Below are 18112 nucleotides of genomic sequence, written 5' to 3'. Positions count from 1 at the left end.
TAAATTTAAAACTATTTGTAGAAAGGATAATCAATGTGGGGACATTTGGCATTAACAAAACATTAAACAAAGAAGAAAGTGCTAGGGAAGTTTTAGATACTATTCTAGACATTAGTTATGATGGCATTGTGGTTGTGGACACAAATGGATACATAACTATGTTAAGTAAAGCTTATGCTGAATTTTTGGAGGTGGATAGAGATAAGATTATTGGAAAACATGTTACTGATGTAATCGAAAACACAAGGATGCATATAGTAGCAAAAACAGGTGTAGCTGAATCTTCTGAAATCCAAAAGATAAGAGGGGGATATACCATAGCAACAAGAATACCTATATTTAAAAATAATGAAGTTCAAGGAGCTGTTGGTAAAGTATTATTTAGAGATACAAAAGATTTTAATTTGTTATATAAGAAAATAAGTAGTTTTGAGGAAAATCCTAAAAAACATAATAAAAATAATAAAAATAATAAATTAAAAAAGAAAAACTCAGCTATATATTCTTTTGAGAATATAATTGGCGAAAGTCCTAAGATTCAAAAAGCTAAAGAGTTAGCAAAAAAAGCAGCTCTTACAAAATCAAATGTATTATTAATAGGGGAAAGTGGTACTGGAAAAGAATTATTTGCCCATGCTATACATAAATCTAGCAACAGAGCTTATGAGAATTTTGTAAAGGTTAACTGTGCCGCTATTCCAGGGGAACTTCTTGAATCCGAATTATTTGGATATGAGAAGGGAGCGTTTACAGGAGCTAAAAAAGAAGGAAAAATGGGTAAAATCGAAATTGCAGATGGTGGAACTATATTTTTAGATGAAATCGGCGATATGCCATTACATATGCAAGCTAAGTTATTGAGATTCCTTCAAGAAAAGGAACTTGAAAAAATAGGAGCAGAATCTTGTAAAAAAATTGATGTAAGAGTGATTGCTGCTACCAATAAGAATCTATCTAAGATGGTTAAAGAAGGTAGTTTTAGAGAGGATTTATATTATAGATTAAATGTAGTTACAGTTAATATACCTGCACTACGAGATAGAATAGAAGATATAGTTCCATTGACAACGTTTTTATTAGATAAAATATGTACAAAACTTGATAAAGAAGTTCAAGGAATTTCAAGTAAAGCTATGAAAAAGCTAATGTCTTATAGCTGGCTTGGAAATGTGCGTCAGTTAGAAAACGTTATAGAAAGAGCAGTAAATATTGTAGAATACGATGAAAAAATAAGTTTGAAGCATTTACCATATGATATAGTGGGGAGAGTTACTGAATTTTCTGTAGAAAAATTAGAAGATGTCATAAAGAAGACTGAAAAAGAAACCATATTAAATGCCATTACAGCTTTTAATGGAAACAAGACTAAAGCAGCTAAAGCTTTAAAATTAAATAAATAGAATAATGTAAAAATAAAAAAGAAGTGATTATTTAAGTAAAAATAGGTCTAAAATTAAATAAATTCAAAAAAATGTTTATAAAATAATAAAGTTGGCACAGTTATTGCTAATATAAAATAGTGTTCATTGAAAATACTATTTTACATTCTAACTTAAAAAATTAAATCATTAAGTTAGTAAAAAATGATTAATAACATTATAAACTCCCCATGTAAATTATAATGTTGTTATATATAGAACTATAAAAATTGGTTAATGATTAGATTTAATGAAATCACCTCTACATTATTGTGTAGAGGTGATTTCATCAGGCTGTTGATAAACATAATTTGTCAACAGCCTTTTTACATTTATTACAAAAAGGATTTTTAGTGTTTATGTAGAATATATATTTTAGAACAATAAATCTTTTAGCCCGTTAGGGCTCCTACGGAGGAAAAATGCTTACTAATAATGAAAGAAAACAAAATCAATTAGAACTAGTTTATATAGAAAATTTAGTACCTGAAAATCACATACTTAGAAAGATAGATAAATACATAGACTTTTCATTTATAAGAGATTTAACTAAGGATTTATATTGTGCTGATAATGGCAGACCATCAGTGGATCCAGTTGTATTATTTAAAATGCTTTTTATAGGATACCTATTCGGTATACGTTCAGAGCGTCAGCTTGTAAAAGAAATCCAGGTAAATGTAGCTTACAGATGGTTTTTAGGATATGGACTTACTGATAAAATACCAAGTCATTCCACTATAAGCCAGAATAGAACAAAAAGATTTAGTAATACAAATATACATCAAGAAATATTTGATAATATTGTATTTCAAGCTATTAATAGAAACTTGGTTGATGGCAAAATTCTATATACTGATTCTACTCACTTAAAAGCTAACGCTAATAAACATAAATTTATTAAAAAAGAAATAACTAAATCCACAAAGGAATACTTTGATGAATTAGAGAATGACATTAATAAAGATAGAATTAATCATAATAAAAAGCCTCTAAAAAAAAAGACTAAAATAGCTGAAACTAAGGAAATAAAAGTAAGTACAACTGATCCAGACAGTGGATATATGGTTAGAGATGGAAAACCTAAAGGCTTTTTTTATTTAGATCATAGAACTGTTGACGGAAAGTATAATATTATAACAGACGTTCATGTTACTCCCGGGAATATAAACGATGTAGATCCTTATGTTAAAAGAATAGAAACTCAAATAGAAAAGTTTAATTTTAATACAAAATATTTAGTAGCAGATGCCGGATATTCTACGAATCCTATTTGTAAACAAATTTCAGACAAAAATTATCAAGGTGTTTTTGGGTTCCGTTTAGGACCCCATGTTAAAGGAAAATATACAAAATATAGATTTCAGTATGTTAAAGAATTAGATGGATATGTGTGTATTAATAATTGCTTTTTAAAATATAGAACTACTACGAGGGAAGGTTATAAAGAATATTTAAGTAATGCGGAGCATTGTGCTTATTGCAAATATAAAAATAATTGCTTAACATCTGATAAATCCATTAATAGAACTATACGTCGTCATGTTTGGGAAGACTATAAAGATCAAATTTTTAGCTTTACTAAAACAGAAAAAGGTAAAAGTATTTACAAACGACGTAAAGAAAAGATTGAGCGTAGCTTTGCTGATTCAAAAGAATTACATGGGCTACGTTATTGTCGCATGCGAGGAATTAAAAATGTTTCTGAGCAGTGCCTACTTACAGCGGCAGTTCAGAATATGAAAAAGATAGCCATGGTGCTATCGCATTATTTTTTGTGTACATTAATTCAAATTTATTCCAAATTAACATACATAATAAATATTTTTCGAATGCTATCGCATAAAAGAATTTTGGCGTAAACAAAAGCCCCCAATTGTTGGGGGCTTTTTGAACAATCTGAATATAAGTAGAACAACCCTGTATGAAAAGATGACAAAACATCATATATTATTTTAAATTGTACGGAAAACCATACAAAAAAATTCAAATAATAAGTGTAGTGTACGGAAAATATTACACTTATTATTTATTTGTTTCAAAAAGTGTGCGAAAAACTGTACACTTTTAATTTTTTACAGAATTATGTTAGGATGAAATCACCTCTACATTATTGTGTAGAGGTGATTTCATGTTTTATATTGATTTTAAGTTTTTATTATGGTATAATTACCTAAAAGTTAATAAGCGTGCCTTTAATTCAGTACGAGATACTGGAAAGGGTAGACAAAGGGTTTTTGTCTTTATAAGTATATAGAGCGTATTTTATTATATATTAGTATACTCATGCCTTTCCAAAATCTTGGAAAGGCATTTTTTATTATACCTTTTAAATTGGTCCAGTGAGACTATAAAGGAGGAATAGAGATGTTACAAGGAAGAAATTTAATTGACCCAATGGATTTTTCTGTAGAAGAATTAGAAGAAGTATTCTCTTTAGCAGATAAGATTATAGAAAATCCAAAAAAATATTCAAAAGTTTGTGAAGGAAAACTATTAGCTACACTATTTTATGAGCCAAGCACTAGAACTAGATTAAGCTTTGAAGCTGCTATGTTAAGACTTGGTGGAAAGGTACTTGGATTTTCAGATGCTAACTGTAGTTCAGTATCAAAAGGTGAAAGCTTAGAAGATACAATAAAAATAGTTTCAGGTTATACAGATGTTATAGCAATAAGACATCCAAAGGAAGGTGCAGCAGAAGTTGCAAGTAAACATTCTTATGTACCTATCATAAATGCAGGTGATGGTGGACACCAACACCCAACTCAAACATTAACAGATCTACTTACCATTAGAAGGATAAAAGGTGATTTTTCTAATCATACAATTGGACTATGCGGAGATTTAAAATTCGGTAGAACAGTGCATTCTTTAGTTAAAGCATTATCAAGATATGAAAATAATAAATTCATTTTAATCTCACCAAAAGAATTAAAAATTCCAGATTATATAAAAGAATTCTTAAATGAAAGAAATATAGAGTTTAAAGAAGTTGATAAGTTAGAAGATGTAATAGGCGAACTTGATATTCTTTACATGACAAGAGTTCAAAAAGAAAGATTTGAAGATAAAGAAGAGTATATAAGACTAAAAGACACTTATGTACTAGATAAAGAAAAAATGAATGTGGCAAAAGAAGACATGATGGTTCTTCATCCATTACCTAGAGTAAATGAAATATCAACAAATGTAGATGATGATAAAAGAGCATGTTATTTTAAACAAGCAAGGTTTGGAATGTTTGTAAGAATGGCATTAATAGCTAAGGTATTGGGGGTAGAGTAAATGGAATTATTAATAAAGAATGTAAGAATTGTTGATTGGGCGCAAGATTTCTATGGAGATGTTTATATATACAAAAATAAAATTTACGATATCGGAAAAAACCTATCAAAAGATTGTGAAATTATAAATGGAAAAGGTAAAGTTTTAATGCCAGCATTTATAGATTTACATGCACATTTTAGAGATCCAGGATTCACTAATAAAGAAGATATTATAACAGGAAGTAGGGCTGCTGTAAGAGGAGGATATACAACGGTTAATCTTATGGCAAATACAAATCCTGTATGTTCAGATATGGAAGTTGTTAATTATGTAAAAGAAAAAGCACAATCAGTAGGACTTATAGAGGTAAATCAGATAGTATCAATTACAAAGGATTTAAAGGGAGAAGATATATCTCATTTAGATAAATTACCATGTAGTACTAAGTTTATATCAGATGACGGAAAAGGTGTTAAAGATAATAAAATAATGATGGAAGCAATGATAAAGGCGAAATCAAAAGGTATAACTGTAATTTCTCATGCAGAAAGTCCTGAGATGAGCAATGTTGATATGAGAGTTGCAGAAAATTTAATGACTTGGAGAGACATAGCACTTTGTAAATTTACAGGTTGCAATCTTCATATGGCACATATTAGTACAAAAGAAGCAATCAAATATGTAAAAGAAGCTAAGGAAAATGAAGTAAAAGTAACTTGTGAGGTAACCCCTCATCACTTAGCTTTAGTAGGAGAAGATGTTTATAGAGTAAATCCTCCAATTAGAGAAAGAGAAGATGTGGATGCATTAATAAAAGGAATAAAAGATGGAACTGTAGATGTAATAGCAACAGACCATGCACCACATACAAAGGAAGATAAAAAGAAAGGTTCTCCAGGAATTTCAGGAATAGAAACTTCATTCCCAGTATGTTATACAAAGCTTGTTCGTGAAGAAAATATATCACTAAATAAGTTATCAGAGCTTATGTCAAAAAGACCTGCTGAGATAATGGGGGTAAATAAAGGACAAATAACTCTAGGATTTGAAGGAGATTTAGTATTAGTTGACTTAGATAAACAGTATACAATAAATTCTAATGACTTTGAATCTAAAGGAAAAAACACACCGTTTGATGGCAAAGAAGTTTGGGGTGATGTAGTCATGACCATTAAAGGTGGACGTGTTGTATATGAAAAGGTAACTAATTAATAAAGGGGGAAATGGTTTTGATTATAGATAGATTATATGAAGAAGTAAATAAAAAGGGAAATGTTTGTGTAGGATTAGATACGGATTTAAGTTATATACCACAAAGATTTTTAAAGAATTATGAAAATATTGAGGATGCAATATTTCAGTTTAATAGAAAAATTATAGATGCAACACATGATGCTGTAGCTTGTTACAAAGTTCAAATTGCATATTATGAGTCTTTCGGATTAAAAGGACTTATGGCTTATAAGAGAACACTTGAATATATAAAAAAGGTTGGATGCATAGCAATATCAGATGTAAAAAGAGGAGATATTTCAAAAACAGCTGAAATGTATGCAAAAGCTCATTTTGAGGGAGATTTTGAAACAGATTTTATAACTGTAAATCCATATATGGGAATGGATAGTATAGAACCATACATGCCATACCTTCAAAATAAAGAAAAGGGATTATTTGCACTAGTTAGAACATCCAATCCTGGCTCAAAAGATTTTGAATATATTCAAAGTGGTTCTGGAAGAAGAGTTTATGAAATTGTTGGAGAAAAGTTAGAAAGACTAGGAGAAAAAGTTATGGGGCAATGCGGATACAGTTCCATAGGTGGAGTTGTTGGATGCACAACATTAGAAGACGGAAAAGAGATAAGAAAAAACTTTGGTAAAACATTTTTCCTAATACCAGGATTTGGAGCGCAAGGTGGTGGAGCAAAAGAAGCCAATGTATATCTTAAAGATGGAAATGGTGGAGTTGTAAATTCATCAAGAGGAATTCTTCTTGCATATAAAAAATATGAAAATGGAGAAAAGAATTTTGATGAATGTTCAAGAAAAGAAGTATTAAAAATGCAAAAAGAGCTTGGAAGGGAGTAGTTTAAGTGGAATATTCAAAGGAAAAAGTAAAGGAAAATATAGAAATTTCCGACGGGATATTTAAACTTACTGTAGAAGGAAAGTTTGATACAGTACCAGGTCAATTTTATATGTTAAAGGCTTGGGAAGAAGGACTAGTTCTTCCAAGACCAATAAGTATTCATGATTGCAGAGATAATGAAATAGAGTTTCTTTATGCAGTAGTAGGAAAAGGAACAAAGAAACTAAGTGAATTAAAGAAAGATGATGAAATTGATATTATGGGTCCTTCAGGAAATGGATTTGAGGTAGATTCAATAAAAGGAAAAGTTGCTATAGTAACTGGTGGAATAGGAATAGGACCTATGAAATATTTAATAAAAGAACTTAAAGATTGCAAAGTAGATTTATATTCTGGATTTAGAAATATAGATTATGGAATAGATGAATTAGAAAATTATGTTCAGTCGATTAATATATCAACAGAAACTGGAGAGAAGGGCTACAAGGGATATGTAACAGACTTACTAGTTCCAGAAAAATATGATGTAGTTATATGCTGTGGGCCTGAAGTGATGATGAAAAAGGTTGTTAAAATGTGCAATGAAAAAGATGTTACAGTGTACGCATCAATGGAAAATAGAATGGCATGTGGAGTTGGAGCATGTTTAGTATGTACTTGTAAAACTAAAGGTGGAAATAAGAGAACTTGTAAAGATGGTCCAGTTTTCAGTGGAAAGGATTTGGTTTTTGATGATTAATGTAAATGTATGTGGAGTTGATTTAAAAAATCCTGTAATTGCAGCATCAGGAACTTTTGGATTTGGAGAAGAGTATGAAGAAATCTTCGATGTTGAAAGATTAGGCGGAATTTCAACAAAGGGACTTACTATAAATCCTAAAGAAGGTAATGATGGCATTAGAATATGGGAAACTCCAAGTGGAATTATGAACAGTGTAGGACTTCAAAATCCAGGAGTTGAAGCATTTATAAAAGATAAACTTCCTAAAATGAGAAAATTAGATACAGCTATCTTTGCAAATCTTGGTGGGGGATCTGTTGAAGACTATCTAAGGGGAATTGAAAAATTAAATAACACAGATGTAGATATAATTGAACTGAATATATCTTGTCCAAATGTAAAATCTGGGGGTATGGCATTTGGAATAAAATCAAATGTGGCTTATGATGTAGTATCTAAAGTTAGGGAAATATGCAAAAAACCATTGGTTGTAAAGCTATCACCTAATGCAGAAAACATAATAGACATGGCAGAAAAGTGTTGCAAAGCAGGAGCGGACGGAATTTCACTTGTAAATACTTTTAAAGCTATGGCAATAGATATAAACAAAAGAAAACCAGTATTTAACAATGTATACGCAGGACTTTCAGGACCAGCAATAAAACCAATAGCACTTAGAATGGTTCATGAGGTTTGTAAAAATGTAGATGTGCCAGTAATAGGAATGGGTGGAATTGTATCATCAGAAGATGCTATAGAATTTATAATGGCAGGAGCAACTGCGGTGCAAATAGGAACAGCAAATTTTATAAAGCCAAACATAGCACTAGATATAATAGATGGAATAGAAAAGTTTATGGTTAGAGAAGGAATTAAAAACATAGAAGAAATAAGAGGGATTATTTAAAAGACAAGGTGAAAAAAAACAACAGATAAATAAGAAACAAGGGAATTGCAAAGTAAAGGCAGTAGGAAAAGAATAAGAATTTGAGAGTTGATAATTGTAAATTGTTAATTGAATAAAATGAATATATAAATTGGAGGAATATAAAATGAGTAATAATGTAAATGTTATAGAAGTATTAAAAGAGGTTGAAGCACTATTAGAAGGACACTTTTTATTATCATCAGGAAGACACAGTAACAGATATGTACAATGTGCGAAATTATTACAATATCCAGACAAGGCAGAAAAAGTATTAAGCGTAATTAAAGATAAAGTTGAAAATTTAGATTTTGATATAGTTTTAGGACCTGCAATGGGTGGGGTAATAGTTGCGTATGAACTTGGACGTCAACTTGGAAAACCAGCAATATTTACCGAAAGAGTAGATGGAAAGATGACATTAAAACGTGGATTTGAAATAAAAAAAGGACAAAAAGTTTTAATAACTGAAGATGTAGTAACAACAGGAAAATCATCAATGGAAACAGCAGAAGTTATAAAAAGCTTAGGTGGAGAAGTTATAGGAATTGCTTGTATAGCAGATAGAAAAAGCAGCCATATAGATTATCCAATATACAGTGCTATAGAACTTGAAATCGAAAGTTATGAAAAAGAAAACTGTCCACTATGTAAACAAGGTATACCATATGTAAAACCAGGTAGCAGAAAAATAAAATAGTAAATAAAAATAAAACTCTCCAATAATATATGGGGAGTTTTACTTATTATTTACATTGTATCTTTATGTTTCCTGTTGAACTATCATTTATTAAAAATTTAGTTCCATCTTTGCATTGGTTTATATTATCGTCTATTTTAATTTTATTATTTTTAGATTCTAAATTAATTTTACTGTATTTAGGAAGTGTTATTGTGGTGTTTCCTACATGATTTTTAAAAGCATAAACATGATCTTTATTAAGATTATCTACATTAAAATCAATGTTTCCAACGTCAGAGGAAATATTAGCATTTTTACTGGAACCATGAAAATGTATATTTCCTACATTTGAAGCTATGAGTAAGGTATTACTAGAACTAGCAATGTTTATATTGCCAACATCACTGGCAATGTTAATAGATTTATAAGAATCTTTAATGGAAGTATTTCCAGTGGTATTAATTATTTTAATATTTTCTATGAAGTCTGGTATTTCTATATATGTTTGAAGATTCAAATTATTTACTTGATTGCCTTGTAATTTAGGATAAGAAGAATTTAGTGTAAGCTCACCATTGGTATTTTTAATATTATAATTAATTTTTTTATAAAAGTCTTTAACTGAGGCTTCATTTTTACCACCAACTGTTTTGTGACAAGTAACATTTATAGTGTGAATAGGTTTTTTTACAATAGTTAAGCTACTATTAGAGTCATTAATTGTAAGGGATTTTTGATTTTGAGTTTCAAAAGTTTTGGTGAGTGATCCTTCTTCTTTATAAGGTGCCGATGAATCTATTGCTATAGAAACACCACATGAAGTACAAAACATTATACATAATATAAAAATAAAAAAAATAAATAATTTACGAAATTTCATAACAAAAAAGCACATCCTTTTGCATATAATTATGGTGTATATTTACTATATTACCATAATCATATGCAAAAATGAATTATAACTTGAAATATATTACATTATATAATGGGTCTAGTTAGATGTGTTACCTACTTTAAATTTACCCAATCTATTAAATGGATAGATTATAATTTGTGCTTTACCCTTAATATCTTCCCATTGAATATAAGGATTATTCCATCTTCTTGAGTCAAAGGAGTTATTTCTGTTGTCACCCATAAAAAAGTAGCAATTATCAGGTACTTTAAATTTTCCAAAGGCACCACCGTTATAAACTACATAAGGTTCATCTATTTTTTCATTGTTAATATAAACTTCACCATTTTCAGTAATATTAATGTCATCTCCAGGAAGTCCTATTAACCTTTTGATCATATATTCATTTTCCTCTTTGGAATTAAATACCACAATATCTCCACGATGTAAACTTTTTTGACTATGCAAAATAGAAACCATAATTCTATCACCAGGTTTAATAGTTGGGTACATTGACATTGATGGTACTCTAACTTGAAAAAGTAAAAAACGAGATATAACAAAGTAACAAATTACTCCAATAAGTATTGGTGATATATAGTTAATAAAAAACTTTTTTATATTCACTATAAATTATCCTCCCTTATTATTAATTTAAAATTTAAATTAATAATAACATTAATAGGTTATTAGATAAATATGGTTAGAAAAATTTTTACGTAATATTGGTATGAATTTTATATAGTGATAACTTGACATAGGTTATCAAAAAAAGGTAATGTTAAGATAATAATTAAGCCTAGAAAGGAGAAATTTACTTGTGGACAAGGATTTAAAATTAAATTACCTAATAGATTCCAAATTATTGAAGGATATACAAGGGAACATGGCTAAGATAACTAACCTAGCTTATAACATAATAGATTTTACAGGAAATCCCATAAATAAGTATTGTAATTTTTCTACTTTTTGCAAAAAAATGAGGAGTACGCCACAAGGAATGAAAATGTGCTATAGTGCAAATGCTCATGCGGGATTAGAAGCTGCAATAAGAAAAGAACCATATATATTTAGATGTCATGCAGGACTTGTTGATGTAGCGGTGCCTATAATTGTTAATGATAATTACTTAGGGGCTATTCTATTTGGACAAGTAGTTATGAAGGATACAAAGTATTCATCAATAAAAGAGGTAGATTATAATTTTAATACTGAAACAATAACTGATAATATAAAAAAATATTATGGTGAAATTATATCAATGGAATATGACAAATTGATGGCTATAGCTAATGTTGTCCACTTAGTAGTAAATCAACTAGTTGAAAAGTCTCAATTATTATTAATAAAGGATGAATTAAACTTTGCAAATGTAAAACTAGCAAAGGAAAAAGAAGAAATGGCTAAATTAGAGGAAACACTAAAAAATTATAAGGTAAAGATAATACAATCTAATTTAAATCCAAATTTATTACTGAATACGTTAAACTCTATATCAAGACTTGCTATAATTGAAAATGCAAATAGAACGGAAGAGATTACTTACTTATTAGCTACTTTAATAAGATATGCTTATAAAAACAGTGGAAATAAAGTAACAATACAAGAAGAGTTAGAAAATACTTGTGTCTATTTAAAAATACAAACTATTATTTTTGAAAAAAAGATTAGGTATAAAATAGATGTAGATGAAAATATGAAAAATTTAAAGATACCATCAATGGTTATACAAAGTCTTGTTGAAAATGCTGTAATAAATGGGTTGCATCCTAAAAAAGAAGCGGGAGTAGTTTATATAAAAGGTTACTTTATAAAAAATACTATTGTTATTGAAATAAGGGATAATGGAGTTGGAATTCCTGAAAATAAACTATATGCGCTTTCAAACTTAAAAAGTAATAATGAGGATTGCGTATGGAAACAAATTTATAATGTTAATGAAATAATGCATTCTTACTATGGAAAAAATTATAATATGGATATAAAAAGTAAGGTAAATAGAGGGACACTTATAAGTTTAAAAATTCCTTTTATAGATCAAAATTCGCATAAAAAAGTTTAGGGGTAATAAATGGGGGTGGTAATTAGCATGTGTAGAGTGATGCTTGCAGATTGTGAACACTTAGAAATTGAAGCTTTAAAATTAATTATAGATAGAAATGTTAAACTAGCTAAAGTTATAGGAAAAGCGCAAGATGGGGAAGAAGCAATAAAGATGAGTGAAGAATTAGATCCTGATGTTATATTTTTAGGGTTTGCAATGCCAGGGATCAATGGACTTGAAGTTGCAGATAGAATAAAGAAAAAGGATAAAAATAAAAAAATTATACTTATGAGTGTATATGATGATTTTAAATTTGTCCAAAAGGCATTAAGAATAAAAGTTGATGATTATTTGTTAAAACCTATAAGACCTCAAAAGATAGTTGATATATTAAATGAGTTTATAAAGGACAATAAAAAAAGAATAGAAGAAAGCAATAAAAATTGTACAGAAGAATTTCAAGAGGTTGTGGAATATATAGATAAAAATTTTAAAAATGATATAACCTTAAAAGATGTTGCTGATCATGTTAATTTTAGTAGCAGTTATTTAAGTAAATTATTTAAAAAAGAAATGGGGATAAATTTTAATAGGTATATTACAAAGATAAGAATAGATAAAGCAAAAGAAATACTTATAAATTCTAATATAAGTATAAATGAAATTGCATTTAGTGTTGGATATAATGAACCTAACTATTTTTGTAAGGTATTTAAGAAAATAGTTAATATGACTCCTTCTGAATATAGAACTAATTCACGATTTTAGCATAAAAATATACTTAAATGATAAGAAAGTATAATAGATAAATAATTAACATAAAATGTGAATTTATATGTTCAAATAATTATATAAAATAGATAAAAAAATATTAAATATAATTTTAAAATAGTTGTATTATATTGATATGGACATGAGAACAGAAAACTACATGTAGCTCATGTAATCGTTTTACTTATAAAATAACAAAGTTCATATTTTAATATTAGGGGGAGAGAAAATGGATGTTTTAGCAAGAGGATTTAGTATACCAACTAAGAGAGTTGAAAAGTTAAAAGAACAAATACTTTCAGCAACTCCATGTATAGAAGTAGAGAGAGCAAGATTACTAACTGAATCATTCAAGGAAACAGAAAATCAACCTATAATTATTCGTAAAGCTAAGGCATTAGAAAAAATCTTAAATGAAATGCCAATAGTTATTAGAGAGGGTGAACTTATAGTAGGTAGCTTAACTAAAAATTCTAGATCAGCTCAAGTATTTCCGGAATTCTCAAATAAGTGGCTAGTTGAAGAATTTGAAAAGCTTCCTAAGAGAACATCCGATTCATTTCAAATTTCAGAGGAAGTAAAATCAGAATTAATAGATATATTTAAGTATTGGGAAGGAAAAACAGTAAGTGAACTTGCAACTTCTTATATGCCTAAAGAAACTTTAGAGGCAATGGGAGCTAAAGTGTTTACTGTAGCAAATTATTATTTTAATGGACTTGGACATATATCAGTAGACTATAAAAAAGTTTTAGAACTTGGATTTAAAGGAATAATTGAAGAAATTAAAGCTAAGATGGATAGTGCAGATAAAAGTGATCCTGAATATATAAAGAAAAGAACGTTTTGGGAAGCTGTAATAATATCTTGTGAGGCGGCTATTGATTATGCTAGAAGATATGCTAAATTAGCTAAAGAATTATCAGAAAATACAGAAGATTGTAAGAGAAAAGAAGAATTATTAAAGATAGCTGAAATATGTAGTAAAGTACCTGAAAATCCAGCAACAACATTTTATGAAGCATGTCAATCATTTTGGTTTGTTCAAGCTATAATAAGTTTAGAATCTAATGGTCATGCCATCTCTCCAGCAAGATTTGACCAATACATGTATCCATATTTTAAGAGTGATGTAGACAATAATGTTGTAACTAAGGAAGAAAACAGAGAAATTCTTCAATGCTTATGGGTTAAATTTAATGATCTTACTAAGGTTCGTGATGAAACTACTACAAAAGCTTTTAGTGGATATTCAATGTTCCAAAACTTAATAGTTGGTGGTCAAACAGAAGAAGGAAAAGATGCAACTAATGAATTATCATATATGTGTCTTGATGCTACAGGTAGTTTAAAACTTCCTCAACCATCTCTTTCAGTTAGAATATGGAGCAAAACTCCAGAAGAATTCTTAATAAGAACTTGTGAGCTAACACGACTTGGAACAGGTCTTCCAGCATTTTATAATGATGAGGTTATAATTCCTATGCTTGTTAACAATGGAATGACTTTAGAGGACGCAAGAGACTATGCTATTGTAGGATGTGTTGAGCCACAAAAACCAGGAAAAACTGATGGATGGTATGATGCAGCATTCTTTAATTTAGCTCAAATATTAAAATTGACTATAGATAATGGTAAGATGGACGGAAAACAAGTTGGTCCAAAGACAGGGGAATTTGAAGAATTTAAGGATATAGATGAAGTCATAGAAGCATATAAAAAACAAATGGAGTATTTTGTAGCGCAAATGGTTTCAGCAGATAACTGTGTTGATATAGCTCACAGGGAAAGAGCGCCACTTCCATTCTTATCAGCAATGCTTGATGATTGTATAGCTAAAGGAAAATCAATTCAAGAAGGTGGCGGACATTATCGTTTTTCAGGTCCACTAGGAGTTGGTATTGCAAATGTTGGAGATTCATTTATGGCAATTAAAAAGCTTGTATTTGATGATGAAAAAATAACTTTAGATAAATTAAAACAAGCACTTGATGGTAATTTTGGTAAAGATGAAAAAGATGAAGGTAAGAAAAATGAATTACAGGGAATAAAACAAATGCTTCTTCATAGAGCTCCTAAGTTTGGAAATGATATAGATGAAGTTGATGAATTTACAAGGGAAGGAGCATTAATATATTGTAATGAAGTATTAAAACATTTTAATCAACGTGGAGGAAAATTCTTACCAGGATTATATCCAGTTTCAAATAATGTTCACTTAGGAAGTCTAGTTGGTGCAACACCAGATGGAAGAGAAGCATATCAGCCTATAGCAGATGGAGTTTCTCCAACTAGAGGTGCAGATGTTAACGGACCTACTGCCGCTGCAAATTCTGTAGCAAAATTAGAACATTATGCAGCACCAAGTGGAACTTTATTTAATCAAAAATTCAATCCTAGTTCTTTAAAAGGAGACAATGGTCTTAGAAATTTAGGAACTTTAATACGTAGTTATTTTGATCATAAAGGAATGCATATACAATTTAATGTAGTTGATAAAAATGTATTACTTGATGCACAAAAACATCCAGAAAAATATAGAGATTTAATAGTTAGAGTTGCAGGTTATAGTGCTCAATTCATTTGCTTAAATAAGGAAATTCAAGATGATATTATAAAGAGAACAGAACAAGAATTATAAAATATATTTATGAATTTACTTTAAGGCTTGAGTTATTATTCAAGTCTTAAAGTTTATTTAAAAGGGAGAGAGGGGTGTACTATGCTAAAAACTAATGTTAACTATGAAGAAAAAGGAAATGTTTTTAATGTACAAAGATTCTCAGTAAATGATGGACCGGGTATTAGAACTATAGTGTTTTTAAAAGGATGTCCACTATCTTGCCATTGGTGTAGTAATCCAGAATCTCAAAGCAGATATAGTCAAATTTTATTTAACTCTAAAAATTGTACAGATTGTCATAGATGTGAAGTTGTTTGCAGGGAGAATGCTATAGATTTTAATAATAAATATAGGATATTAAGAGATAAATGTAATGAATGTGGAGAGTGTGTAGAGAACTGTTATCCAGGGGCAATTGTAAAAGTAGGAGAAGAAAAAAGTGTAAAAGAAGTTATTGATAATGTAAAAAAGGATTTTGTTCAATTTAGACGTTCAGGTGGAGGTGTTACCTTATCGGGGGGAGAACCACTAATGCAACCGTCTTTTGCATTAAATCTTCTTAAAGGATTTAAAGAATTAGGCATAAATACTGCTATTGAAACCACTTCATATACAAGCAAAGATATAATAGATGAAACAATGGAATGGATAGACTTAGTTCTATTAGATATAAAAACAGTAGATACACAAAAACACTTAGAATATACAGGAGTTAAAAATGATATTATATTAGAAAATGCAAAAAGAATATCTGAATTAGGAGTTAAAACAATTGTGAGAGTTCCTGTAATACCTGGTTTTAATGCAGATGAAAAAAGTATAGAGGATATAGCAAAGTTTGCTACAACTTTAAAGATGGTAGATGAAATTCATCTTCTGCCTTACCATAAACTTGGAGTAAACAAGTATGAATGTCTAGGAAAAGAATATAAAATAAGTGATGAAATTAAAACTCCTACTAATGAGTATATGGAAAAATTAAAGTCTGTAGTAGAAAATATAGGATTAAAATGCAACATTGGAGCAGTTTAGAAGTTATAAAGTTAAGCAGACTATATGTTATTTATATTACACATAGTCTGTTTTTAAATTAAAAAATAATATATTTATTTTTTATTAAATACATTGGGAACATTTATCGGTTATAAAATTTAGAGGGGTATAGAGTAGTTATGTTTTATTGACATATACAATAAAAAGTGTTACTATTATAGAAAAATAAAAGAAATTTACTAAAGTCCTTTAAGGTAGTCCGAGAGACTAATAAGGTGCTTATATTTATAATTTTAATATAGTTATGATATGGTATCCTTCTGTCTTAAAGCAGAAGTTTTTTTATACGGAAAAATAGAATATTAACCTTTAATTTAGTCCAGAGAGATTAGAAAGGTGGTACTTAGAGTGTGGATATTTACTATGCTATAAGTATGACGTTTATAATGATGGTAAATTTAAAAACCTTCTGCTCTGTGGCAGAAGGTTTTTTTATTATATTGACATGAAAAAATTAAGGTGATAATCTATGTATAAATATGAAATTTAATGTATAAAAATTCAAAGGGCTATTAAGAAGTTATAAATACGAGGGGGTAATAAAGAATGAATGGAATATTGTATCTTGAAGATGGAACGGTTTATAGTGGGAGATGTTTTGGAAAACATGGAACAGCTGTAGGAGAATTAGTTTTTAATACTTCAATGACTGGATATGGAGAAATTCTTACGGATCCATCTTACGCAGGTCAAATAATAAATATGACATATCCGTTAATAGGAAACTATGGAGTAAATGAAAAACATTTAGAATCAAAAAAAATATACGCTAGAGGACTTGTGGTTAGATCTATTTGCATGAACCCTTCAAATTATACATCAGAAGAAACTGTAAGTAGTATGCTTGAAGAAATGAACATCATAGGAATAGAGGCTGTAGATACAAGAAGTATTACAAAAAAAATAAGAAATAAGGGAACTATGAGATGTGTTATTACTAGCGAGGATTTAACAGTAAGACAACTTCAAAGTTACTTTGAAAATATAGAATATCCAAATAAATTTGTACAAAAAGTAAGTACAAAAGAAAGCTATCACATAGAAGGAAAAGGACATAAAGTTGTTTTAATGGACTTTGGTGCTAAAAAGAACATAGTTGAATGTTTAAAAGCTAAAGGTTGTGATATCACTGTAGTACCATACAATACAACTTTTGAAGAAATAATGAAAATAAATCCAGATGGAGTAATGCTAAGCAATGGACCTGGAGACCCAAAGGATGTTCCAGAAGTAGTAGAAACGGTTAAAAAAATAGTTAAAGTTAAACCTACATTTGGAATATGTCTTGGACATCAAATTTTAGCACTTGCATTTGGCGGAGACACATACAAAATGAAATTTGGACATAGAGGCGGAAATCATGGAGTTTATGATATAGAAAGAGATAGAGCATTTATAACATCTCAAAATCATGGCTATGCAGTAAATGAAAATAGCATAAAAGATAAAGATTTAAGCATCACTCATATAAATCTAAATGATAAAACTGTTGAAGGAATGAAACATAAAACTTTACCAGTATTTTCAGTTCAATTTCACCCAGAAGGTGCACCTGGACCTTGGGATACAGAATATTTATTTGATAAATTCATGGAAATTATGTAGAGATTATAGGAGGTAAT

Annotated in this window: 15 protein-coding genes; 13 read left to right on the top strand and 2 right to left on the bottom strand. The window is 29.2% G+C overall.

Annotated features, from left to right (window positions below; translation table 11 throughout):
- Positions 1 to 35 precede the first annotated feature (35 nt).
- The 8 genes from NT01CX_RS09620 to pyrE all read left to right on the top strand — a co-directional run bounded on the left by NT01CX_RS09620 (position 36) and on the right by pyrE (position 9122).
- Entirely contained in the window at positions 36 to 1400 is a 1365-nt protein-coding gene (locus NT01CX_RS09620) for a sigma-54 interaction domain-containing protein (protein ID WP_011722873.1), read from the top strand.
- A 440-nt stretch (positions 1401 to 1840) separates the two neighbouring features.
- Positions 1841 to 3280 (top strand): IS1182-like element ISCno1 family transposase, encoded by a 1440-nt coding sequence (locus NT01CX_RS09615; RefSeq protein ID WP_011722872.1) that lies wholly within the window; start codon positions 1841 to 1843, stop codon positions 3278 to 3280.
- A gap of 505 nt (positions 3281 to 3785) precedes the next feature.
- A complete protein-coding gene (gene pyrB / locus NT01CX_RS09610; protein ID WP_011722871.1) occupies positions 3786 to 4706 on the top strand; it encodes an aspartate carbamoyltransferase in 921 nt (306 codons plus the stop codon).
- Positions 4707 to 5900, top strand: a complete 1194-nt coding sequence (locus NT01CX_RS09605) for a dihydroorotase (protein ID WP_011722870.1) — start codon at positions 4707 to 4709, stop codon at positions 5898 to 5900. It begins immediately after the preceding gene.
- 17 nt (positions 5901 to 5917) lie between these two features.
- Positions 5918 to 6775, top strand: coding sequence for an orotidine-5'-phosphate decarboxylase (gene pyrF / locus NT01CX_RS09600; protein ID WP_039238291.1), 858 nt, complete (start codon positions 5918 to 5920; stop codon positions 6773 to 6775).
- 5 nt (positions 6776 to 6780) lie between these two features.
- Positions 6781 to 7515 carry a dihydroorotate dehydrogenase electron transfer subunit gene (locus tag NT01CX_RS09595; RefSeq protein WP_011722868.1) on the top strand — a complete coding sequence of 245 codons (735 nt, stop codon included), beginning with the start codon at positions 6781 to 6783 and terminating at the stop codon, positions 7513 to 7515.
- Positions 7508 to 8404, top strand: a complete 897-nt coding sequence (locus NT01CX_RS09590; protein WP_039243165.1) for a dihydroorotate dehydrogenase — start codon at positions 7508 to 7510, stop codon at positions 8402 to 8404. The genes NT01CX_RS09595 and NT01CX_RS09590 overlap by 8 nt, the downstream gene beginning before the upstream one ends.
- 145 nt (positions 8405 to 8549) lie before the next feature.
- Complete coding sequence (gene pyrE, locus NT01CX_RS09585; protein ID WP_011722866.1) at positions 8550 to 9122, top strand: orotate phosphoribosyltransferase; 573 nt, start codon at positions 8550 to 8552, stop codon at positions 9120 to 9122.
- Positions 9123 to 9168: 46 nt separating this feature from the next.
- Here pyrE and NT01CX_RS09580 read toward each other — a convergent pair whose 3' ends face one another.
- On the bottom strand, positions 9169 to 9936 hold the full coding sequence (locus NT01CX_RS09580) for a hypothetical protein (RefSeq protein ID WP_242648486.1): 768 nt from the start codon (positions 9934 to 9936) through the stop codon (positions 9169 to 9171).
- Between the two features lie 159 nt (positions 9937 to 10095).
- Positions 10096 to 10626, bottom strand: coding sequence for a signal peptidase I (lepB, locus tag NT01CX_RS09575; protein ID WP_011722864.1), 531 nt, complete (start codon positions 10624 to 10626; stop codon positions 10096 to 10098).
- Positions 10627 to 10819: 193 nt separating this feature from the next.
- Here lepB and NT01CX_RS09570 point away from each other — a divergent pair, with 193 nt between their 5' ends.
- The 5 genes from NT01CX_RS09570 (at position 10820) to carA (ending at position 18095) form a co-directional block, all read left to right on the top strand.
- Complete coding sequence (locus NT01CX_RS09570; protein WP_039243162.1) at positions 10820 to 12061, top strand: PocR ligand-binding domain-containing protein; 1242 nt, start codon at positions 10820 to 10822, stop codon at positions 12059 to 12061.
- 27 nt (positions 12062 to 12088) lie between these two features.
- Positions 12089 to 12811, top strand: coding sequence for a response regulator transcription factor (locus NT01CX_RS09565; RefSeq protein ID WP_039225859.1), 723 nt, complete (start codon positions 12089 to 12091; stop codon positions 12809 to 12811).
- Positions 12812 to 13043: 232 nt separating this feature from the next.
- On the top strand, positions 13044 to 15455 hold the full coding sequence (locus NT01CX_RS09560) for a glycyl radical protein (RefSeq protein WP_011722861.1): 2412 nt from the start codon (positions 13044 to 13046) through the stop codon (positions 15453 to 15455).
- 81 nt (positions 15456 to 15536) lie between these two features.
- Positions 15537 to 16469, top strand: a complete 933-nt coding sequence (locus tag NT01CX_RS09555; protein WP_011722860.1) for a glycyl-radical enzyme activating protein — start codon at positions 15537 to 15539, stop codon at positions 16467 to 16469.
- A gap of 567 nt (positions 16470 to 17036) precedes the next feature.
- Entirely contained in the window at positions 17037 to 18095 is a 1059-nt protein-coding gene (gene carA, locus NT01CX_RS09550) for a glutamine-hydrolyzing carbamoyl-phosphate synthase small subunit (protein WP_011722859.1), read from the top strand.
- Positions 18096 to 18112 lie beyond the last annotated feature (17 nt).

This window comes from Clostridium novyi NT, from assembly GCF_000014125.1.
GTDB lineage: Bacteria > Bacillota > Clostridia > Clostridiales > Clostridiaceae > Clostridium_H > Clostridium_H novyi.
This window is presented reverse-complemented; position numbering and strand designations above follow the sequence as displayed.